Annotated in this window: 23 protein-coding genes; 14 read left to right on the top strand and 9 right to left on the bottom strand. The window is 66.1% G+C overall.

The features are described 5' to 3' along the window. The first annotated feature begins 6 nt into the window (after positions 1–6). From VH499_RS18860 to VH499_RS18875, 4 genes are all read left to right on the top strand, one after another. Positions 7–414 carry a YidH family protein gene (locus VH499_RS18860; RefSeq protein ID WP_332054293.1) on the top strand — a complete coding sequence of 136 codons (408 nt, stop codon included), beginning with the start codon at positions 7–9 and terminating at the stop codon, positions 412–414. A gap of 64 nt (positions 415–478) precedes the next feature. Continuing rightward, positions 479–1249 carry an SDR family oxidoreductase gene (locus VH499_RS18865; RefSeq protein WP_332054294.1) on the top strand — a complete coding sequence of 257 codons (771 nt, stop codon included), beginning with the start codon at positions 479–481 and terminating at the stop codon, positions 1247–1249. Between the two features lie 97 nt (positions 1250–1346). Continuing rightward, complete coding sequence (locus VH499_RS18870; protein WP_332054295.1) at positions 1347–2144, top strand: alpha/beta fold hydrolase; 798 nt, start codon at positions 1347–1349, stop codon at positions 2142–2144. 17 nt (positions 2145–2161) lie between these two features. Then, the gene (locus VH499_RS18875; protein WP_332054296.1) at positions 2162–3328 is read left to right on the top strand and encodes an acyl-CoA dehydrogenase family protein; all 1167 of its coding nucleotides are present in this window, start codon (positions 2162–2164) and stop codon (positions 3326–3328) included. Here the strand turns inward: VH499_RS18875 and VH499_RS18880 are convergent. Beyond that, on the bottom strand, positions 3322–4413 hold the full coding sequence (locus tag VH499_RS18880) for an FUSC family protein (RefSeq protein ID WP_332054297.1): 1092 nt from the start codon (positions 4411–4413) through the stop codon (positions 3322–3324). The genes VH499_RS18875 and VH499_RS18880 overlap by 7 nt on opposite strands. Positions 4414–4592: 179 nt before the next feature. Between VH499_RS18880 and VH499_RS18885 the strand changes: the two genes are divergently transcribed. After that, entirely contained in the window at positions 4593–4979 is a 387-nt protein-coding gene (locus tag VH499_RS18885) for a hypothetical protein (RefSeq protein WP_332054298.1), read from the top strand. A gap of 9 nt (positions 4980–4988) precedes the next feature. On the opposite strand, the gene VH499_RS18890 is transcribed toward VH499_RS18885, so the two are convergent. Both VH499_RS18890 and VH499_RS18895 read right to left on the bottom strand, forming a co-directional pair. Next, a complete protein-coding gene (locus tag VH499_RS18890) occupies positions 4989–5519 on the bottom strand; it encodes an SRPBCC family protein (RefSeq protein WP_332054299.1) in 531 nt (176 codons plus the stop codon). Then, positions 5516–5866 carry a metalloregulator ArsR/SmtB family transcription factor gene (locus VH499_RS18895; protein WP_332054300.1) on the bottom strand — a complete coding sequence of 117 codons (351 nt, stop codon included), beginning with the start codon at positions 5864–5866 and terminating at the stop codon, positions 5516–5518. The genes VH499_RS18890 and VH499_RS18895 overlap by 4 nt, the downstream gene beginning before the upstream one ends. A 158-nt stretch (positions 5867–6024) precedes the next feature. On the opposite strand from VH499_RS18895, the gene VH499_RS18900 reads away from it, so the two are divergent. Together VH499_RS18900 and VH499_RS18905 are read left to right on the top strand one after the other, a co-directional pair. Further along, complete coding sequence (locus tag VH499_RS18900; protein WP_332054301.1) at positions 6025–6468, top strand: hypothetical protein; 444 nt, start codon at positions 6025–6027, stop codon at positions 6466–6468. 66 nt (positions 6469–6534) lie between these two features. Beyond that, the gene (locus tag VH499_RS18905; protein WP_332054302.1) at positions 6535–7674 is read left to right on the top strand and encodes an alpha/beta fold hydrolase; all 1140 of its coding nucleotides are present in this window, start codon (positions 6535–6537) and stop codon (positions 7672–7674) included. Between the two features lie 52 nt (positions 7675–7726). Here VH499_RS18905 and VH499_RS18910 read toward each other — a convergent pair whose 3' ends face one another. After that, complete coding sequence (locus tag VH499_RS18910) at positions 7727–8662, bottom strand: NAD(P)-dependent oxidoreductase (protein WP_332054303.1); 936 nt, start codon at positions 8660–8662, stop codon at positions 7727–7729. 11 nt (positions 8663–8673) lie between these two features. Continuing rightward, a complete protein-coding gene (locus VH499_RS18915; protein ID WP_332054304.1) occupies positions 8674–9465 on the bottom strand; it encodes a dienelactone hydrolase family protein in 792 nt (263 codons plus the stop codon). Between the two features lie 36 nt (positions 9466–9501). Between VH499_RS18915 and VH499_RS18920 the strand changes: the two genes are divergently transcribed. Further along, positions 9502–11214, top strand: coding sequence for an N-acyl-D-amino-acid deacylase family protein (locus VH499_RS18920; protein WP_332054305.1), 1713 nt, complete (start codon positions 9502–9504; stop codon positions 11212–11214). Here VH499_RS18920 and VH499_RS18925 read toward each other — a convergent pair. Beyond that, positions 11192–12997, bottom strand: coding sequence for a chloride channel protein (locus tag VH499_RS18925; RefSeq protein ID WP_332054306.1), 1806 nt, complete (start codon positions 12995–12997; stop codon positions 11192–11194). The two genes, VH499_RS18920 and VH499_RS18925, sit on opposite strands and share 23 nt — an antisense overlap. A 101-nt stretch (positions 12998–13098) precedes the next feature. Here VH499_RS18925 and VH499_RS18930 point away from each other — a divergent pair, with 101 nt between their 5' ends. The 3 genes from VH499_RS18930 to VH499_RS18940 all read left to right on the top strand — a co-directional run bounded on the left by VH499_RS18930 (position 13099) and on the right by VH499_RS18940 (position 15161). Next, entirely contained in the window at positions 13099–13530 is a 432-nt protein-coding gene (locus VH499_RS18930; RefSeq protein WP_332054307.1) for a helix-turn-helix domain-containing protein, read from the top strand. Positions 13531–13600: 70 nt separating this feature from the next. Continuing rightward, positions 13601–14092 (top strand): cupin domain-containing protein, encoded by a 492-nt coding sequence (locus tag VH499_RS18935; RefSeq protein WP_332054308.1) that lies wholly within the window; start codon positions 13601–13603, stop codon positions 14090–14092. A gap of 97 nt (positions 14093–14189) precedes the next feature. After that, the gene (locus tag VH499_RS18940) at positions 14190–15161 is read left to right on the top strand and encodes a fatty acid desaturase (protein WP_332054309.1); all 972 of its coding nucleotides are present in this window, start codon (positions 14190–14192) and stop codon (positions 15159–15161) included. On the opposite strand, the gene VH499_RS18945 is transcribed toward VH499_RS18940, so the two are convergent. Beyond that, complete coding sequence (locus VH499_RS18945) at positions 15158–15763, bottom strand: TetR/AcrR family transcriptional regulator (RefSeq protein ID WP_332054310.1); 606 nt, start codon at positions 15761–15763, stop codon at positions 15158–15160. The two genes, VH499_RS18940 and VH499_RS18945, sit on opposite strands and share 4 nt — an antisense overlap. 20 nt (positions 15764–15783) lie before the next feature. On the opposite strand from VH499_RS18945, the gene VH499_RS18950 reads away from it, so the two are divergent. Both VH499_RS18950 and VH499_RS18955 read left to right on the top strand, forming a co-directional pair. After that, positions 15784–16389 carry a glutathione S-transferase family protein gene (locus VH499_RS18950; RefSeq protein WP_332054311.1) on the top strand — a complete coding sequence of 202 codons (606 nt, stop codon included), beginning with the start codon at positions 15784–15786 and terminating at the stop codon, positions 16387–16389. A 117-nt stretch (positions 16390–16506) separates the two neighbouring features. Then, positions 16507–18003 (top strand): CoA-acylating methylmalonate-semialdehyde dehydrogenase, encoded by a 1497-nt coding sequence (locus tag VH499_RS18955; protein WP_332054312.1) that lies wholly within the window; start codon positions 16507–16509, stop codon positions 18001–18003. Positions 18004–18020: 17 nt separating this feature from the next. Here VH499_RS18955 and VH499_RS18960 read toward each other — a convergent pair whose 3' ends face one another. Continuing rightward, positions 18021–19673: a GMC family oxidoreductase gene (locus VH499_RS18960; RefSeq protein WP_332054313.1), complete on the bottom strand. Its 1653-nt coding sequence runs from the start codon at positions 19671–19673 to the stop codon at positions 18021–18023. A 67-nt stretch (positions 19674–19740) separates the two neighbouring features. After that, positions 19741–20139 (bottom strand): GFA family protein, encoded by a 399-nt coding sequence (locus VH499_RS18965; protein WP_332054314.1) that lies wholly within the window; start codon positions 20137–20139, stop codon positions 19741–19743. An 83-nt stretch (positions 20140–20222) separates the two neighbouring features. Here VH499_RS18965 and VH499_RS18970 point away from each other — a divergent pair, with 83 nt between their 5' ends. Beyond that, positions 20223–21365: an amidohydrolase family protein gene (locus VH499_RS18970; protein ID WP_332054315.1), complete on the top strand. Its 1143-nt coding sequence runs from the start codon at positions 20223–20225 to the stop codon at positions 21363–21365. Positions 21366–21518 lie beyond the last annotated feature (153 nt).

A 21518-nucleotide genomic window follows, 5' to 3' on the forward strand; every position in this document is an offset into this window, starting at 1 on the left:
GGTGCCGTGGCGGAGAGCGAGATCCGGGGCCTGAAGCAGCAACAAGAGAAGCTGCATCACGTGTCCGAGCATCTCGCCAACGAGCGGACCATGCTGGCCTGGATCCGCACCGCGATCGCGGTCATGACCTTCGGCGTCGGCATCAACCGTTTCAGCCTGTTCCTCGTCGAATTCGGCAAGGTCGTGCCCGGCGGCCGCACGGAAAACGCTATGGCAAACGCTCATGCCGAGCAGTTGGGTATCGGCCTGGTCGGCCTTGGTCTTCTCGTCATGCTGGGCGGAACCTGGCACTACCTTCACGTCGCCCGCACTATCGACGACGAGAGCTTCCGGCCGGCCCGCATCGGCATCGTGCTCACCGCGCTCGCCGTCCTTGCGCTCGGCGGAACGAGCCTCGTCTGGCTGCTGTGGTGAGACGTTCCCTCCTTGATGGCGGGCGGATCCTTTGGCAAGACCGCTCGGCAGGAGGAACCAGCCAATGACGGATCGCCTCAGGGGCAAGGTCGCGCTCATCACCGGCGGCGCGTCGGGGCTCGGCGCCAATGCCGCCATACTGATGGTGCAGGAGGGCGCCCATGTGGTCGTCGCCGACATCGCCGTAGATCGCGGCAAGGCGGTCGCCGACAAGCTTGGTTCATCCGGCCACTTCGTAAAGCTCGACGTCACCAGCGAGGACAACTGGAAGGCGGCGATCCGCGATGCCGTCGACAAGTTCGGCGCGCTCCACGTGCTGGTGAACTCCGCCGGCATCGGCCTCGGCAAGACCGTCGAGGAGATCACGCTCGAGGAATGGCGCAAGGTCCATGCGATCGACCTCGACGGCGTGTTTCTCGGCTGCAAGCATGGCGTGGCCGAGATCAAGAAGCACACCCATCGCCTCGGCGGCTCGGTGATCAACATCTCGTCGATCTCGGGCATTATCGCCGGCGCCAACATGGCCGCCTACAACTCCGCGAAGGCAGGTGTTCGGCTGCTCAGCAAGTCGGTGGCGCTGCACTGTGCCAAGTCGGGCTACAACATTCGCTGCAATTCCGTGCATCCCACCTTCATCGACACGCCGATCCTCGACCGCTACCGCGACCGCTTCGGCAACGAGGTGATGCAGCAGAAGCTCGGCCGCCAGGTACCGATCGGCCGTCTCGGCCGGCCGGAGGAGGTGGGCTGGGCGCTGGTGTTCCTGGCGTCGGACGAATCGAGCTTCATGACCGGCTCGGAGGTCGTGATCGACGGCGGGATATCGGCGATGTAATCCCCATCTCACCCCGAGCAAAGCGAGGGGGCTTCGAAGGCCTCAAGAAGGATCCCTTGGTACGCTCGCGGTGACACATCCAATCTGGAGCGCGCAAATGCTTCTTTCCTTCGACAACCGGCGCATCTATTTCGATCTCGCCGGACCACAGAATGCACCCGTGGTCTGCTTCACGCATTCCCTGAACGCCGATGGCGGTATGTGGGTCGAGCAGCTGGTGCCGTTGCTCGGCGCGGGCTACCGTGTGCTGCGGCTCGACATGCGCGGCCATGGCGGCAGTGCGCCGGTCGAAGGCGACTACACGATGGACGGGCTGGCCGCCGATGTGAAGGGCGCGCTCGATGTGCTTGCCATTCGGAAGGTCCATTTCATCGGGCTGAGCATTGGCGGCATGATCGGCCAGGGCTGTGCGCTCGCCTATCCGGACCATCTGCTCTCGCTCACGCTCTGCGACACGCAGCCCGGCACGCCGCCCGGCTCGGCTGGCGCCTGGGACGAGCGCAAGGCCGCGGTGCGCAAATCAGGCACGCTCGCCGTGCTCGCCGACGGCACCATGGAGCGCTGGTTCACGACGGAGTTCAGGGGCGTCAATCCGACCCGTTGGCGCGAGATCCGCGACACCATCAGCAACACGACGCCGGCGGGCTTCCTGGGCTGCGCGGCGGCGATCCAGACCTTCGACTACGAAGCTCGTTTGCCCACGATCAGGACACCGACGCTCGTGATCTGCGGCGACGAGGATCCCGGCACGCCGCCCGACCGCAACAAGCTGATCGCCTCGAGGATTCCCGGCGGCCGCTACGAAGGCATCGCCAATGCGCGCCACCTGCCCAATGTCGAGCGGCCCGAGCAGTTCAACCGCATCATGATGAACTGGCTGACCGCCAACAGATGACCGCAAGGACGTAGCACATGGATTTCGCCTTCACCGAGGACCAGCTCGCGATCAGGGAGAGCGTTGCGAAGCTCTGCGCCCAGTTCGACGACAAGTACTGGCTGAAAAGGGACAAGGAAGGCGGCTTCCCCAACGACTTCTACAAGGCCATGGCCGATGCCGGCTGGCTCGGCATCGCGATGCCCGAGGAATACGGCGGATCGGGGCTCGGCATCACCGAGGCGGCCCTCCTGATGCAGACGGTCGCCGAATCGGGCGCCGCCCTTCAGGGCGCCTCGGCGATCCATCTCAATATCTTCGGCCCCAATCCGATCGTGGTGTTCGGCACGGAGGAACAGAAGAAGCGCATCCTGCCCGACATCGTCGCAGGCAAGGTCAAGGGCTGCTTCGCCGTCACCGAGCCCGATGCCGGCCTCAACACCACGGCGCTCGACACGCGCGCCGAGCGCGACGGCAACGGCTACGTCGTGCACGGCAAGAAGACCTGGACCACGACGGCGCAGGTCGCCGACAAGATGCTGCTGATCGCCCGCACGACGCCCAAGGAGAAGTGCCGGCGCGCGACCGACGGCCTCTCGCTCTTCTACACCGACTTCGACCGCTCGAGGATCGAGGTGCGGGAGATCGAGAAGATGGGACGCAAGGCGATCGACACCAACCAGGTCTTCATCGACGGGCTCAAGGTGCCGCTCGAGGACCGCATCGGCGAGGAAGGCAAGGGCTTCCACTACCTGCTGCACGGGCTCAACCCCGAGCGCGTACTGATCGCGGCCGAGGCGATCGGCATCGGCAAGGCAGCGCTCGCGCGGGCCGCGCAATACGCCAAGGAGCGTATCGTGTTCGGCCGCCCCATAGGCAAGAACCAGGCGATTCAGCATCCGCTGGCCGAAAGCTGGATGGCGCTTGAAGCTGCGAACCTGATGGCCTTCAAGGCCGCGTGGCTCTACGACCACGGCGAGGAATGCGGCGCGGAGGCCAATTCGGCCAAGTATCTCGGCGCGCGCGCGGCTTATGATGCCTGCGAACGCGCCATCCTGACCCATGGCGGCTACGGCTACGCCAAGGAGTTCCATGTCGAGCGCTTTCTGCGCGAGGTCATGATCGCACGCATCGCCCCGGTGAGCGAGCAACTCATCCTCTGCTATGTCGCCGAGCGCGTACTGGGCCTGCCAAAGAGCTACTGACCTTCCTGTCGGTCAGCGGGTTCCGGTCCCCATTCCGCCACAACACGCCGCAGGTCGATCAGGTTGCGGCGGACCTGTTCCAGCGCGAAGCCCACGGCGAAGAACCGCTCCGCCGCGTCATCCGACAGGACGCGCGTCAGGCCCTCCTGGCGAACGGCGGCCACTTCGGTCTCGTAGGCGTGCAAGGCCGATTCGAAAGGCTCGAGCGACGGCGGCCCGGCTTCCCTCAGCAGGGCCGCGCCGCACGACCGCATGAACATGGCGGCAGCAGACGCGACGGCCGATACCCGCGGCGTCAGCCTGTCCTGCATCGGCGTCGGCAGCCGCGTGCCGGCGACGCGACCCACGATCACCAGATCGTGGCGCAGGCGCACGAGGGTGCGGCGCAGCGGACCGGTGTCGGGCTGCGAGGACAGGCGCGCAGTCCGTTCACGCTCGGCCTCGGTACCGACCGCGTCGATCTCGACGAGCGCCTGGCCAATTCCGTCCTGGAGGCGATGCAAGTCGTCGTTGGTCAGACCTCGGCTCAAGCCCGTCACGAGGTCGACCATCGCCCCCGCCATGCGGTCGAGCGTGCGCGCCGCCGCCTGACGCATCTGCCGGTGCGCGCTGGAGGGCAGGACGATGAACGAAACCAGCAACCCCGTGATCGCGCCGAGGCCCACTTCCAACAGGCGATTGATGGCCGAACCGAGCGGGCCCGTCGGGGAGAAGGTCGGCACCAGCAACACGATGATCGCGGTAATCGGCAGCACGCTCATGTTCGGTCTCATGGCCGCCACCAGGGCCAAGGGCGCCACCGCGACCAGCAGAACGAGCAGGAGCGCCACCTCCGTCGTATGGGGGATGAGGAGGGCCACCGCGCCGCCATAGACCGCGCCGCCGACCGTCCCCACCAGATAGTCGCCGGTTGCTTTCAGCGACCGGCCCACGCTCATTTGCGTCACGATCACAGCGGTCAGTACCGCCCACAGGGGCAAGGGCAAATCGGCCGTCTGGGCCGCCACCAGCGCGAGGATGGCGGCAACTGTTACCCGCAGGCTGAGCGCGATCTGCACCCGATGCCGGACCAAACGGTCCCGCAACCGGCACCACCTCAGGCCCAGGTTCCTCAAGACAGATCCAGCAAGCTGCCCGTCATTCGAGGCAGAACACCATGGCCTTCTGATCGGCGAAAGGCTTGCGGCGGCAATATCGCGACTGCAACCGAAGGACTTCGGCCGGCGTTGATCCAGCGTTCATAGCTTCTCAGTCGGAGGGCGCCATGACCCGCTTCCGCTTCCTGGCGGCCGTTGCGGTCGGCAGTCTCGCCGTTGTCGCTACCGCGTCCGCAGCGCAACCTGATGCTTCCAGTTCGCCGGAGAGCCGCGCCCAGGAAGCCTGCCGCGCGCATCGCGTAAAGCCCAACTCCACGATCTGGGAGCTTTGCCTTTCACACGTGACGCGGGCTTACGAATGGGACGAGCCCGCGCTTGCCCAGCAACTCGCGAACGCGGCCGGCAACGCCCGCGATTCCTGTCTCGACCAGGGCTACGACGCCGGGACCTCGGGATATCGTGCCTGCGTCGGCCGTGAGATGGACGCGCACAGCTACCTTCTCATCCTGGGCGACGACAGAAGCGGTGAGAACGTCGCCCAGCTCGGGCAATAGAAGAGCACATCAGCGGGGAATACGGTTCTCGTATTCCCCGTCGTATTTCCGGAACACATCCCAGAAAGCGGGCGGCACGCGACCCCAAGCCTTGTCCACCAGGATGGCGAGATGGCAATGCCAGCCGCCCGCGGTGCCGACCATATCGGCGCGCCTCGCGATGCGCCGGTGGGTGAGCGTCAGCAGCACTTTGTCGCCCTGCGCGGCGAGATCGAAGACCACTTCCGAGCCGTCGCCCCAGGTGAAGGCGAGATGCCGTGGCGGGTCGATCTCGGTGATCTTCGACGTCGCATGATGGCCTGTCTTGTCCATCTCCTTGTAGCGCTCGGGAGGGGGCGCCTTGTTGGCCGACAGATCGGAATGCTTGAAACGGAGCTCGACCTTGCCGCCCACGCGAAGATCCATCGGCCCCGAGGCCAACCATTCGCCGCGCTTCCTGGAATCCGTGAGAAAGGCCCAGACGGTCTCGATGGGACCGGGCAGCAGACGTTCGAAGCGGATCTCGCTGGAGGACAGGACGGCGGCAAATTCGTCGTTCACTTGCGGTTCCTCTTCCTGGCGGCATGACGGGCAAGCGCGCTTTCGAGGTCATCGAGGCGGAGCAACCAGAAGCGCTGGTAGTAGGCCAGCCATCGATCCGCCTCGGCGAGCGGACCGGTCTCGAGGCGACAGCGATGCGAACGGCCTTCGATGGTGCGGCTCAGCAACCCCGCCTCCTCCAGCACCTTGACGTGCTTGGCGGCCGCCGCGAACGACATGTCGAAGGGCTGGGCGAGCTCGCCCACGGTGCGCTCGCCGCCCGCCAGCCGGCGCAGCATCGTTCGCCGCGTGGGATCGGCCAAAGCACCGAAGGTGCGATCGAGGGAAGAGTCCATATATTCAACCATTTGGTTGAATATAGATGGCGACAGGGTGATATTCAACCGGCAAGTTGAATGAAAAATCGGATCGCATGGCGTTCGAACGGACCTGAGCGAGCAACCGGCTCCGGCGCGGCACGTTCTGTCCGGACCATGACACGGTCGACTTTCGCAAGGAGGAGTCCATGTCCGGCAAGAGCATCGTGATCCTCGCGCTCGGCGCGATGGCGCTGACGGCCCTGCCTTTGGCGCAAGCCATGGCGCAATCCGGCGATGCGCTGGCGAATGCGGAATATACCTGCAGCAATCACGGCGTGCCCCGCAACACGCAGGAGTTCGATGTCTGCGTGGGCCGCGCCGCCTTGGCTTTCGACCAGGGCCGTCCGGTCCTGGCCGAACGCCAGGCAGACCTGGTGGGCGACGCGGACAAGCAGTGCCGCTTCCATGGCATCGCACCGGAAACGATCGACTACCGGGAGTGCCTCGACAACGAGATCGCTCGGCGGGCGCCGTCCCGTCCCGTGCTCTACCTTCCCGCGCCGCTCGCCGTCGATGCCTACGGCCTCCGTTACGACAGCGACGGCAGCCCGATCGACCGTCATCGCTATCCGGTCCGTCACATGCCCTGATCGCTGCCGGAAGAAGCTCGGCCGGACTACCTTGCCCAGCCGGTCTTTTGATGGAAGGAGTCGGGCATGGACCCCATGCCCGACTCCGTTCTGCCCGACGGCATCCGCAGCCGCTTGCTGCCCGACATCAATGGCCTCGACATCCATATCCTCGAGGCCGGCCACGAAACGTCCGGCCGACCGGCGGTGCTGTTGCTGCACGGCTTTCCCGAGCTCGCCTATAGCTGGCGCAGGGTGCTGCCGGCGCTGGCGGCGGCGGGCTACCACGCCATCGCACCCGACCAGCGGGGCTACGGCCGCACCACCGGCTGGAGCGCCGACTACGACGCCGAGCTGTCGAGCTTCCGCTTTCTCATGCTCCTGCGCGACATGATCGGCGTGCTGTTCGCGCTCGGGCATCGCACGGCCGAGGCGGTTGTCGGTCACGATTTCGGCGCCGCCATCGCCTCGTTTCTGGCCCTCGTGCGGCCGGACATCTTCAAGCGCATGGTGCTGATGAGTGCTCCCTTCGGAGGCGTACCCGCCGTTCCGTTCGATACGGCCGGCCAATCACCCGCATCCAAAGCGCCCGACATCCACGCCGCCCTCGCGGCCTTGCCGCGGCCGCGCAAGCATTACCAGTGGTACCAGTCGACGCGCGGAGCGAACGAGAACCAGTGGCACGCGAGACAGGGCGTTCACGATTTCCTGCGCGCCTATTATCACTACAAGAGCGCCGACTGGAAGGCGAACAAGCCGTTCGAGCTCAAGGGCTGGACCGCCGAAGAGCTCGCCAGGATGCCGACCTATTACATCATGGACCTAGCCGAAGGCATGGCCGAGACGGTGGCGAAGGAGATGCCGTCGGCTGCGGAGGTCGCCGCGAACACCTGGCTTCCAGACCGCGAGCTCAAGGTCTACAGCGACGAATACGCACGCACCGGCTTCCAGGGCGGCCTGAACTGGTATCGCGTGCGCACGTCGGGCCTGATCGGTCGCGAATACGAAGCCTTCACCGGCCGCACCATCGATGTTCCTGCGACCTTCATCTCGGGCAAGAGCGACTGGGGCAATTATCAGTCGCCGGGTGCGCTCGACAGAATGCAGAGAAGCGCCTGCACGAACATGAAGGAGATCCATTTCGTCGAAGGAGCCGGCCACTGGGTGCAGCAGGAGCAGCCGGAGGAGGTGAACCGCCTGTTGGTGCAGTTCCTGAAGGCGACATGACGGCATTCTAAAGCAAGCGCACCGTTCCAACGGCGCGCTGCCATGGATGCTCTCAGTCGTTGCTGTCGGCGCGCAGGACGGCGCGGATGTCGGCCGGATCGACCGCGATCTTCACCCCGGCACGCTCCTGCTGAAGCAACATGGCCGAGCGCGAATCGCGGCTTTGCCAGCCGCGGCCCAGGGCCTCGGTCATCTCCTCCAGGGTGAGGTTGGAAAGCCGCATCGGTACGCCGACCTCGCGACCGAGCTGGGTGGCGAGCGAGACGTCCTTGTGCGCCAGGCGAAGCGCGAACCGCGCGGGATCGTAGTTGCCGGGCAGGAAGTGCTCGGCCAGCGTATCAAAGGTGCGACGTCGCCCGTTGGCGCCCTGGCGCACCGCCTTCCATAGCAGCAGCGGATCGACGCCGGCCTTCACGCCCATGGTGAAGGTCTCCGCGAGCGCCGTGTTGACGATGTAGCCCGAGAGATTGTGGACCAGCTTGGCGACGCTCGCGGCGCCGACCGCGCCCATGAAGAAGATCTGGTCGCCCATTGCATCGAGCACCGGACGGTAGCGCTGGTAGGTCGCCTCGTCGCCGCTCACCCACAGCGCCATCTTGCCCGAGGCCGCCCCCGCCGGTCCGCCGCTTACCGGACTGTCGAGCAGATGCGCGCCCCTGTCCGCAAATGCCTTGTGCAGCCGGCGAACGAGCGTCGGTGAATTCGTCGAGAGATCGAACAGGGCCTGCCCGCGCGCCATGCCGTCGAGCAAACCATTTTCTCCGCACGCCACGGCCTCGAACTCCGGCGGTCCGGGCAGCGAGGTGAAGACGATCTCGCTCGAGCCCGCCACGGCGCGTGGGCTGTCCGCCCATTCGGCACCGGCTGCCACGAGCTTGTCCGCTGCGGACCGGCGCGCATCGTGCACGACCAGCACATGGCCCGCCTGCTGGAGATTGGCCGTCATGCCCGAGCCCATCAGGCCGAGACCGATGAATCCCACGCGCATGGTTTCCTCCGCTACTGCTTCAGGAGCTTGCCGAAAAAAGCCCTGGTCCGCGCCTCGGCGTCAGCCGCAGCGGCAGAGTCATAGGCCAGATGGTGGTGCTTGCCGTCGGCCACGACGATCGTGCGATCGCGCGCCAGATAGTCGAAGCTGTGGAACGCGTCGGGATAATAGACCGCCTCGACCAGCTTGGGCCGCGTGAAGCCGGCAGCTTCGAGGCGGTGGCAGTCGCGTGCCCGAGTCCAGTCGTCCTTCTCGCCGATCAGGATCAGCAACGGCACGGCCACGTCGTCGTCGAAGGCGGGCGAACAGGAAGGATAGTAGGCGACCGCTGCCTTGAGGCCGCGCGCCGCAAGCCCATAGCTCCTTTGCACGGCCCGCATCGTCGTCCAGCCGCCGTGGCTGTGGCCGATCAGGCCGAGCCGGTCGCGCTGCACGAAGGGCTGGGCATTGAGGAAGTCGAGTGCGCCGGCAATATCGGCCACACGCATGCCGCCGCTCACGACGTTGCCGCGGCCGCACACCGATTTCTGGCCTCGCGGTGTGAAGCTGTCGGGTGCCAAGGTGACATAGCCCCAGCCGGCGAGGCGTTTGCCCCAGACATCGGTATGCTCGTTGACGCCCGCGCAGGTGTGCGCCAGCACGATCGCGGGAAACGGCCCGGTGCCCGCCGGCCGATAGAGCCATCCGCTGATCTCCGGTCCGGCGCTGGAGCTGCCGACCGTGAATCCAGGGAAATGCACGGACTGCGCCACGGCCGCGCGGCCGCACAGCAAAAGAAGGGCAATCAGCAGAAACGGCCGCATGGCGACGTAGTATAAGGGCGCAAACGGAGGAACGGCATGTTCGATCTGGTCATCCAGGACGCGCAGATCTTCGACGGGTCGGGTGCCGCACCGGTGCGTGGCGATCTCGCTGTCGGGAACGGCAAGATTGCGGCCATCGGCGCCAGGCTCGGCGCAGCGAAGGAGACGGTGAAGGCTGATGGTCTCGCACTCGCGCCCGGCATCATCGACGGCCACACCCACTACGACGCCCAGATCACCTGGGACCCGTTCGTCGATCCCTCGCCTGCCCTGGGAGTGACGACGGCGGTGCTGGGAAACTGCGGCTTCACCATCGCGCCCTGCAAACCGGACGATCGCGACCTCACCATGCGGCATCTGACGCATGTCGAAGGCATGTCGCTCGAGGCCTTGCGGGCCGGCATTCGCTGGGGCTTCGAGAGCTTCCCGCAGTATCTCGACATGCTGCAGCAGCAGGGCGTCGGCCCGAACGTCGCCTGCTTCGCCGGCCACTCCGCCATCCGAACTTTCGTGATGGGCGAGGATGCCACCGCGCGTGTCGCCACCAACGAGGAGATCGCGCGGATGGCGGCGCTGGTGCGCGGGGCGATGAAGGCAGGCGCCGTCGGCTTCGCCTCGAGCACGGCGGAAGCGCACAACGGCGAGGGCGGCACACCCATGCCCTCGCGGCTGGCCGACGACAGGGAGCTGCGCACGCTCGTGCGCGCGATGGCCGAGAGCGGTGCGGGTGTCTATATGCTCACCAAGGGCAGCAAGACCTCGATCCCCTACCTCGAGGAGATCGCGGCGGAGGCAAAGCGGCCGGTCGTCATCGCCGCCTTGTTCCATTCCAACGTCAACCCGACTGCGTCCTTCACCTGGCTTGGGCAGGTGAACGAGGCGCGCCGCCGCGGCCACCAGCTAGTGGCGCAGACCTCGTGTTGTCCGCTCAGCATGGATTTCACCTTCAGGAGTCCGTACCTGTTCGAGAGCATGGAATCGTGGAAACCGGCGATGGCGGCACACGGCGAGGCGCTGAAGAAGGTCTATAGCGACAAGGCGTGGCGGTCCGCCGTCAGGAAGGAGCTCGAGGAGCGGCGTGGTCGGCTGGTCTTCAACGGCGAATGGGACAAGCTCTTCGTCGTCGAGACGGCGAAACCCGACAACCGCGCCCTCGAAGGGACGACGCTCGCCGAGCTCGCCCGAAAGACGGGCAAGGAACCGCTCGACTGCATCCTCGATTTCGCCCTCGAGGAGAATCTCGACACGATGTTCGTGGCCCAACTCCTGCACAACGACGACGTGGCGGTCGGCAGGATCCTGGCCGATCCCGACACCCACATCTCGCTGAGCGACGCCGGCGCCCATCTCACCTTCTTCTGCGATGCAGGGTTCGGCCTGCATCTGCTGGGTCATTGGACTCGCGATCTCGGCGTGCTCGAGTTGCCACAGGCCGTGCGTCGGCTCAGTGGTCAGCCGGCGAAGCTGTTCGGCATCCGGGGTCGCGGTTTGCTGCGCGAGGGCTATGCCGCCGACCTCATGCTGTTCGATCCGAAGACGGTCGCGCGCGGCCCGAAGCGCCGCGTGCACGACCTGCCCGCGGGCGCGGCGCGGCTGACGGCGAGCGCGGTCGGCCTGCACGGCGTGTGGGTGAACGGCGCGCGCGTTGCCGACGACAAGGGCTTGTGCGCTGATCCCAAGAGCCGGCCGGGCGAGGTGCTGCGCTCCTTCGCGGCTCTGGACGAGCCTACGCCGACGACCGCAGCTTGAAGAACGACATGCGGTGGCGGTCCTCGGCCCGCAGCTTGGTGCGCACGCGCATGATGTCCTTCCAGCCGATATAGCCCACCAGCCGGCCGGTCTCGCGCGAGATGACCGGCAGGTGCGCGACGTTCACCGTGGTGAGGCGGTCGGCCAGCGATTCCAGGTATTCGTCGGGATGGGCGACCGTGATCTTGGTGCCGGCGAGCAGCTCCTGCAGCGTCGTCTGGCGGTGCTTGCCGACGCGACGCCAGCGCAGGATCGAGGGGGGATCGATGACCCCCAGCACCCGGCCAGCCGGATCGACCACCGGAAAGCTCGGATGATGGGTCGAGGGGCTGGTGAGGAAGCGGGTCGCCTCGTACAGCGTCGTGTCCGAGGGCACCGTCTCGACCTCCGTCGTCATCACCTCCTGCACCTTGGTCAGCGCAAACGGATCGACACGGTATTCTCGGATCAGATGGTGGCCGCGGCGGGCAATCTTCTCGGTGAGGATCGAACGTCGCATCAACAGCACCGTCGCCGCGTGCGCCACGGCGCAGGCGGTGATGAGCGGCAGAAGCACATGGGTATTGCCGGTGAGCTCGACGGCGAAGAACGTGGCAGTGAGCGGCGAGCGCATCGTGCCGCCCATCGTGGCGGCCATGGCGAGCAGCGCCCAAAAGCCTGCGCCTCCGCCCGGCAGGAAGGCGCCGACGACCGTGCCCATGGCTCCGCCCATGATCAGCAACGGCGCAAGGACGCCGCCGGACGTTCCCGAGCCCAGTGCCACCGCCCAGATGATCGCCTTGACGACAAGCAACAGCAGGGCCGCCCTGGAATGAACGTCGCCCTGCAGCATACCGGCGATGTTGTCGTAGCCGACGCCGAGCGCGTTGGGATCGATCAGCCCGCCGATGCCGACGACAAGGCCGCCCAGCATCGGCCACCACATCCAGTGGATCGGCAGCTTGAGAAACCCGTCCTCGCAGGCATAGACCAGTCGCGTGAGCAGGCCCGACAGCAACCCGCCCAAGAGCCCCATCGCCGCCCAGCACAGGACGCCGACGAGCGTGACGTCGACGCTGCCCGCGAACGGAAAGAGTGGGCTGGTGAGACCGAGGACGCCGCGCTCCACCGCGGCAACCACGGCGGCCACGGCGACGGGCAGGAAGCTGCGGGGCGACCACTCGAACAGGAGCAGCTCGACAGCCAGCATGATGGCCGCGATCGGCGTGCCGAATACGGTGGTCATGCCGGCGGTGGCGCCTGCCACCAGGAGTGTCTTGCGCTCGTTGTCGCTGACCGGCAGCGCCTGCGCGATCAGCGAGCCGATGGCACCGCCGGTCATGATGATCGGGCCCTCGGCGCCGAACGGACCCCCGGTACCGATGGCGACCGCCGAGGACAGCGGCTTCAGCACCGCGACCTTGGCGTCGAGCCGCGAGCGGCCGAGAAGGATCGCCTCGATGGCCTCCGGGATGCCGTGGCCGCGAATCTTCTCGCTGCCGTAGCGCGCCATCAGGCCGATGATGAGCGAGCCCGCGACCGGAACCAGCACTGCCCACGGACCGAGCGGGGAGTGCTCCAACCGGAGATTGGCAAAGCTCAGTTGCCCGAAATAGGCGATATTGGTGGCAAGGCGGATCAGTTTGAGCAGGACGAAGCCCGCGACAACACCGGCCGTCGCCACCACGACGGCGATGCCCGAGATCAGGAGGACCCGCGGGTCGGTCGTGAAGTCGCCAAGACGGTGGTGGCTGCGGGGAGGCAAGACAGGTGTGCCGTTCGCGTCGGCAATCGGAGAGGTCATGGATATGAGGGGTCTCGGGAATCGGACAAAAGGCTTGATCGTTGCGCGTTCTTCTATCGGACTGCGATATATACAGGCAAGCCAAAGGAACCATCGCCATCGTGCGTACGAAGAACCCTGCCTTGCGTAAGCGGCGCCCCTCCCAGGCCGACTACGAGGCGCTGGCGGAATTCCGCCATCTGATCAGGCGCTTTTTGGAGTTCAGTCAGACTGCAGCCCGCGGCGTCGGCCTCGCCCCCGCCCAGCACCAGGCCCTGCTGGCGGTCAAAGGGCGGCCGCGCGGCACCACCATGACCATCGGCGCCCTCGCCGAGCGGCTCCGCATTCGCCATCACAGCGCGGTCGAGTTGGTGGACCGGCTGTCGGCGGCCGGTCTGGTGGTCCGCAAGACGGACCCGCAGGACCACCGCCGCGTGATCCTGGACCTGACGCGGGCTGCGGAGGAACATCTCGCCGATTTGTCGGCCGCCCATCTGGACGAACTCGCGCGGCTGAAGCCCTCGCTCAGGAAGCTGCTGGCAAGCAAGCGGTAACGGGCATATCCGTCGCGTGAACCGGGCTCGCCGGCACATGAATGGCTTGTCGGGACTGTGCGCAGGATGGATGAGACAATCGTGGCATGAGCAAGCCCCGCCTGCCGCCTTCGATCCCGCCGATCTCCCCGAGAGCAATGCCACGTCCTATCCGGCGATCTTCCGCGAGGCCAACAGCCATCGTTGGAACCGGCGGCTCGGCGACCATGCCGGTCTCACGAATTTCGGCGTGAATCTCACGCGCATCGAGCCCGGTGCGCAATCCTCGGCGCGGCACGCTCATTCCCGGCAAGACGAGTTCATCTGGGTGGTCGCGGGCGAGGTCGTTCTCGAGACCGACGAAGGCAGGCAGACATTGGGGCCGGGCACCTGCGCGGGTTTCCCCGCCGGCGGCGGCAATGCCCATCGCTTCGTCAACGAGACGGCCAGGGATGCGCTTCTGTTGGTGATCGGCGACCGCACGTCCCTCGACGAGATAAGCTATCCCGACATCGACAACCATGCCAGGGCCGGCGCCCACGGCAGGTACGTCCACACCCGGAAGGACGGCACGCCGCACTGACTGCGCCGGGCGATGCCGGAATCCGGTCGACATCGCCTAATTACTGTACTACAGGTACAGTAATTAGCTGCCCCTTCGCCGTTCGAGAGCGGACATCATGTCGACGACCGCATCGGCGCCGGTTTCCAGCCGGGCCACTTCGCCAACGCCGGTGTCCCATGCCAGGCTTCGCCAGCTGTCGGCGCTGCGTAACGGGCCGGGCCTCCTTCGCATGGCGACCCATCTGGGTGCGATCGTGGTGACGGGTACCCTCATCCAGCTCGTGAACAGCGATCATGGCCTGGGCTGGGCCCTCCCGCTCATCCTGTGCCAGGGCTTTCTCGTCGCCTTCCTGTTCATGCCCCTGCACGAGGCGGTGCATAAAACCGCTTTCCGCACGCGCCGGCTCAATATCGCCTTCGGGCATCTCTGCGGCGCGGCGATCGGCTTTCCCTACGAATATTACAGCGTGTTCCATTGGGAGCATCACCGGCACACGCAGGATCCGGCCAGGGATCCGGAGCTCCTGGTCATGCCGCTGCCGAGATCGGAGGCGGGGCTGGTGCTGGCCTTCTCCGGCGCCCTGCAGGTCTATGGCCGCCTCCGGCTGATGCTGCAACACGCGATCACCGGCAGGGTCACGGCGCCATGGGTGCCGGCTGACAGGCGTGGAGCAATCGTTCGCGAGGCACGGAGCTATCTCCTGGCCTATGCCCTGGTACTGGTCGGCTCGATCGAGCTCCAGACGCCGGTCCTGCTGTTGACATGGATCGCTCCGCTGTTCTTCGGCCAATTCCTGCTGCGGCCCTATCTCTATGCCGAGCATACCGGCTGCGGGCGGTCGCGTGACGCGTTCGAGAACACGCGCACGACCTATGCCAGCGGCATCGTCAAATGGTTCGCCTGGAACATGCCCTATCACGTCGAGCACCATGCCTATCCGTCGGTGCCCTTCCATGCCTTGCATGAACTGAACGGCCTCGTCGCCGAGCAGATCCTCCATGGCGAGCAGGGTTACCCGCGCTCGGTGCGCAAGGCCTGGCGATGGCTGTACGGCGTCAGCCAGAGCCGCGGCGAGGTTTCCGCTTAGGTCAGGACCGCGCTGACCAGGCGCCTTGCATAGGCTGCCGAGAGAGGCCGCAGCGCAAAGGTCGATTGATAGAACAACGTGCCATAGATCTGATCATACAGTTCCTCGGCGGAACGGCTGCGATCGATCTGGCCCGCGCGCTGGCCGTTGCGGATGATCCTGACGGCCATGCTCCTGCGCACATCGAGATAGCGCTCGGAGAACAGCCGGCCGGAACCGGTCTTGGCGACGCATTCGGCGATGACGGCGAGTTGGACCTTGCCGAACTCGCCGTTCAGCGCCCGGACATAGGCGGCCGCGTGCGCGCGCAGCGACGCCACGGTGTCGCCGTCTTCCGACAAGGGCAGGAGGGCCGCGGCTTTCCTGAGGAAGGCATCGATCAGCAGGGCCTCACGCGACGGCCACCATTTGTAGATCGTCACCTTGGAGACACCGCTGCGGCGCGCGATGGCATCGACCGTGACGGCCGCGAGCCCGTTCGCCGCCATCAGCGCATAAGCCCCTTCCAGGACCGCTCTCTCCGTCTCGGCCGATCGCGGCCGGCCCGGACGGATTGGAGCGATATCCATGTCGGCCGGCATGGCACTATTGTGGCGACTCATTCGGTACAGGGGATCTGCCCATGACAAACGAGATCGTCTTCTATCACAATCCGCGCTCACGATCGCAGATGGTACACTGGATGCTCGAGGAGGCCGGTGCGCCCTATCGGATCGTGCCGGTGGACTTGGCCGCGAACGAGCAAAAGTCCCCTGCCTTCCTGGCGCTCAACCCGATGGGCAAGCTGCCGACCATCGTCCACCGCGGCACGGTCGTGACGGAAACCGCGGCGATCATCGCCTACCTCGCCGACGCCTTTCCCGATGCCGGTCTGGCGCCGGCGCCCGGCGATGCATCGCGCGGCGCCTACTATCGCTGGCTGTTCTTCGGCGCGGGCTGCTTCGAGCCGGCGCTGCTCGACAAGATGATGAATCGCCCCGAGGTCGAGCGCAAAAGCGCGGTCGGCTGGGGCAGCTATGCCGACGTCGTCGCCACGCTGAAGGCCGCCCTTTCAGGCGGTCCCTACCTGCTTGGCGAGCGCTTCACCGCCGCCGACCTCTATATCGGTTCGGAACTGCGCTTCGCCACGATGTTCGGCGCACCGGACCTCAAGGGCGAGCGCGTTTTCGACGACTACGTCGCCCGCCTGTCGGCGCGGCCGGCATTCCAGCGAGCGACCGCCGGCTGAACGTCGTCCGTCGCCGCCGGAGAGAGGCCGAGGTCAATTCATGCCCGGACTACCGGCCGGCTGTGGCGGGTCGCACCGAGGCGGTGTTAGAACGCGGCCATTCAGTGGAGGATTCCCATGGTCGCGAATATCGGTCACTACATCGACAACAAAGCAGTCGCCGGCAAGAGCGACCGCACCGGCGATGTCACCAATCCGGCGACGGGCGAGGTGACCGCCAAGGTGGCGTTCGCCTCGGAAGCCGAGGTCGATGCCGCTGTCGCGGTTGCCGGGAAGGCGCAGACGGCGTGGGCCGCGACGCCGCCGCTTCGGCGCCAGCGCGTCATGTTCAATCTCAAGGGACTGATCGAGAAGCGCACCGATGATCTCGCACGTCTTCTCTCGCTCGAGCACGGCAAGACCTTCGACGATGCCAAGGGCGAGGTCGGTCGCGGTCTCGAGGTGGTGGAGTTCGCGTGCGGCATCGCCCACCACATGAAGGGCGACTTCACAGAGCAGGTGGCAACCGACATGGATACTTGGTCGATCCGCCAGCCGCTCGGCGTCGTCGCCGGCATCACACCCTTCAACTTTCCCATCATGATCCCGTGCTGGATGGGCGCGATGGCGGTGGCCTGCGGCAACGCCTTCGTGCTGAAGCCGTCCGAGAAGGATCCCAGCGCGCCGATGCTGCTGGCCCAACTCTTCGCCGAGGCGGGCGCGCCGGCCGGCATCTTCCAGGTGGTGAACGGCGACAAGGTCGCGGTCGACGCGCTGCTCAAGCACCCCGACGTGCCGGCGATCTCGTTCGTCGGCTCGACGGCGATCGGCCAGTATGTCTATCACACCGGCACGGCGATGAATAAGCGTGTGCAGGCGCTGTGCGGCGCCAAGAACCACATGGTGGTGATGCCCGACGCCGATCTCGAGCAGGCGACCGATGCACTGATCGGCGCCGGCTATGGCGCGGCCGGCGAACGCTGCATGGCGATCTCGGTCGCGGTCGCGGTCGGCGACGTCGGCGACAAACTGGTGCAAAAGCTCGCGCCGCGAGTCCAGGGCCTGAAGGTGGGGCCCGGCCTCGATCCCCAGTCGGAGATGGGGCCGCTGATAACGCGCCAGCATCGCGACAAGGTGATGGGCTATGTCGACCAGGGCGTGAACGAAGGCGCCAAGCTGGTGGTCGACGGCCGCGGCCTCAGGCTGCAGGGCTACGAGAACGGCAACTTCATGGGCGGCTGCCTGTTCGATCAGGTGAAGCCCGGCATGGCGATCTACAAGGACGAGATCTTCGGCCCGGTGCTCTCGGTCGTCCGCTCGCAAAGTTTCGATGACGCGATCAAGCTGGTGAACGACCATGCCTACGGCAACGGCACGGCGATCTTCACCCGCGACGGCGATGCCGCCCGCGCCTTCGCCAACAACGTCAAGATCGGCATGGTCGGCATCAACGTTCCCATTCCCGTGCCCGTCGCCTATCACAGCTTCGGCGGCTGGAAAGCCTCGATCTTCGGCGATCACGGCATCTACGGCATGGAAGGCGTGCGCTTCTACACGAAGCTCAAGACCGTGACCGCACGCTGGCCGACCGGCATCCGCGCCGGCGCCGAATTCAACTTCAGGGCGCGGGCATGAGGCGCGACCGACGTCTCTCAGGCGGCTTTCGCCTGCCCGCTCCGTGCATCTTCGACGATCATCGCCGCCGCCTTGTCGGCGATCATGATCGTGGGCGTGTTGGTGTTGCCCGAGGTGATCGTCGGCATCACCGAAGCATCGGCGACGCGTAGGCCCTTCAGTCCGATGACGCGCAACCTCTCATCGACGACGGCGGTGGAATCCGAGGGCAGGCCCATCTTCGCTGTCCCCACGGGATGGAAGATCGTGGTGCCGATGTCGCCCGCGGCCTTCGCGAGCGACGCGTCGTCGTCGCCGACGCTCGGTCCGGGCAGGTATTCCTCCGGCTTGTAGGGCTGCAGCGCGGGCTGCCGCATGAGCCGGCGCGTGACGCGGATCGCATCGGCCGCCACGCGCCGATCCTCGAAGGTCGCGAGATAGTTGGGCGCGATCATCGGCTTGTCTGCAGGATCGGTGGACCGAAGACGGATCGTGCCGCGCGAGGTCGGGCGCAGGTTGCAGGCACTGACGGTGATGGCCGGGAAGCGATGCAGCGGCTCGCCGAACTTGTCGAGCGAGAGCGGCTGGACATGGAACTCGATGTTCGGCCGCTCGTGCTCGGACGACGACGTCGTGAAGATGCCGAGCTGCGAGGGCGCCATGGCGAGCGGCCCCGACTGGAACAGGGCGTATTCGGCGCCGATCAGGGCGCGTCCGACCAGCGAGTGGTAGGTCACATTGAGCGTCTTGGCGCCCTGCACCCGGTAGATCGCCCGCTGCTGCAAATGGTCCTGCAGGTTGCGGCCCACGCCCGGCTTGTCGTGCACGACGGCGATGCCGAGCTCGCCGAGCCAGTCGGCCGGACCGACACCGGAGAGCTGCAGGATCTGCGGCGAGCCCACGGCGCCGGCGGACAGGATGATCTCGCCGCGGGCGCGCGCTTCGATTGTCCGGCCATCCCGGCGAAACCGCACGCCGGAGGCGCGCTTGCCCTCGAACAGCACCTTTTCGACCAGGACATCGGTCTCCAGTCGAAGGTTGGGCCGCTTCAGGACCGGCTTGAGGAAGGCGCGGGCTGCCGACACTCGGATGCCGCGCTTCTGGTTGACGTGGAAGTAGCCGACGCCGTTGTTGCTTCCGGTGTTGAAATTGGCAGTGGCGGGAATGCCCATTTCCGTCGCCGCCCTGGCGACCGCATCCAGGATTTCCCACTTCACGCGAAGCCGCTCCACCCGCCATTCGCCGCCGGATCCGTGATGCTCGGTGTCGCCCAGGAAATGACAATCCAGCCGCTTGAATACCGGCAGGACATCGTCCCAGCCCCAGCCGGTGAGCCCGAACTGACGCCAGTGATCGTAGTCCTGGGCCTGGCCGCGCATCGAGATCATGCCGTTGATGGCCGAGCAGCCGCCAATCACCTTGCCGCGCGGATAGTTGAGGCTGCGGCCGTTGAGGCCCGGCTCCTTCTCGGTCTGGAACATCCAGTCGGCGCGCGGATTGCCGATCGCGAACAGGTAGCCGGCCGGGATATGGAACCAGATCCAGTTGTCGCGTCCGCCCGCCTCCAATACCAGGACCCGCGACCCCGGATTCGCCGACAGCCGGTTGGCGAGCACGCAGCCGGCCGATCCCGCGCCGACGACGATATAGTCGAAGTCTCCTTCGAGACGGCTGATGGCCTCCGTTGCCATTGAACACTCCTTGACCGTCAAATGATGCGACGCATCACGGGCCGCCTCAAGCCTCTGTCCAGACCGACTACTTCGCCGGCGGCCACTCGTCGAAGCGCTTGATGTCGCCCTCCCAGGCGAGCCACGGTACCTCGTGGCTGCGCCAGATATGGACGATCGGTCTCGTGCCGGGGTCCTCGTCGAGGGTGGCGACCCGCAGGACCACATGCGGGTCGGCTGGCCGCTCGGCGATCAGGTGCGTACCACACACCGAGCAGAAGTGGCGGTTTCTGCCGGGCGAAGACTCGAAGGTGCGGAGCCTTTCCGCTCCGGTCAGCCATCTGAATTCGGCTCGGGGAACGCGCGCGGTGGTCGCAAAGGGCGCCGCATGCGCCTTGCGGCAGGTCCGGCAAGAACAGTGGCCGATCAGCAGGCCGGCCGTGTTGGCCTCATAGACGACCGCACCGCAGAGACAGCTTCCTTGCATGGATGGCCTCCCTCCTATCGAAACGGGCCCCTTGCCCGTCCTGCCGGCCGACGCGCAGAATTGGGCCAATAGAGGAGCGCCCGATGAAGTACAACCGCATTTCGGCCGATTGCCATCTCGACCTGCCGTGGATGCCACCCGACCTCTTCACCTCGATGGCGCCGCGCGAGCTGAGGGACCGCATGCCTTACGTGGTCGACAGCGACGATGGACCCAAATGGACCGCCAGCAACGGCGCGTCGTTCGGATTCAAGAACGGCGTCGGCCCGGCCGGCAGCAAGTACGTCAAGGGCAAGCATCACCGCGTCGACGTGATGGCGGAAACCGGCCTCTATGAAGACGGCGCCAGGGACATCCGCCGCGTCTCCGATCCGCATCTGCGCATCAAGGACCTCGACCGCGACCACGTCGATGCCGAGGTGATCTACGGCATCCTGGGCGCGGCGGGGAGGCTGAACGACCGCGAGGCCGCCAACGAGATGCTGCGCATCTACAACGACTGGCTGAAGGAATTCTGCAGCCACTATCCCGACCGGCATATCGGTCTCGCCTGCCTGCCCTACGGCGACATCGACGCCGCGGTGAAGGAGATCCACCGCGTGGCGAAGATGGGATTGCGTGGCCTCGAACTCTCCTGCTCGTGGGACATGGAGCCGATGTGGCATCCGATGTGGGAGCCGCTCTGGAAGGCGGTGAACGACGTGCAGCTGCCGCTGCATTTCCACACCTTCCCAAATGTGCCGCCCGACATGATCGCCAAGCATCCCGGCCGCGTCGGTCGCTCGGTGTTCTTCACCGTCGTGTCCGGCTTCCAGATGAACCTCGTGAACATCCTCGCGGCCGTCATCGCCGCCAACGTGCTGGAACGCTATCCGCATGTGCGCATCGCCTTCGGCGAATCGGGCTGCGGCTGGATTCCCTACGCGCTCGACCGCATGGACTTCGAGTGGGAGGACCGCTTCACCGATCTCGGCCTCAAGATGAAGCCGTCGGACTACTGGCGCCGACAGTGCAAGGCCACCTTCCAGTTCGACCGCATCGGCGCCAAGCTGATCGACGACATGGGCGCCGAGAGCCTGATGTGGGGCTCCGACTACCCGCATGGCGACGGCGTGTGGCCCAACTCCGACCAGTACATCAAGGAGCAGTTCGCCGAGGTGCCGGCCGAGGTGACCAAGATGATCACCTGCACGAACGCGGGCAAGTTCTACGGTCTGATCAACTAGCCGACGCTCGCTAACCCAAGATTTCGTCATCCCGAGCGAACGCGAGGGACCTTCAGGAAACAGGAAAGGTCTCTCGCGGCCTACGTAACGTCAGCCACCTGCCGGTCCGGATGCAAGTGCCGGTCGATGGGTCCGGCGATGTCCGCCGACAGA

The sequence above is a fragment of the Reyranella sp. genome (assembly GCF_036558665.1).
Taxonomy (GTDB): Bacteria; Pseudomonadota; Alphaproteobacteria; order Reyranellales; family Reyranellaceae; genus Reyranella.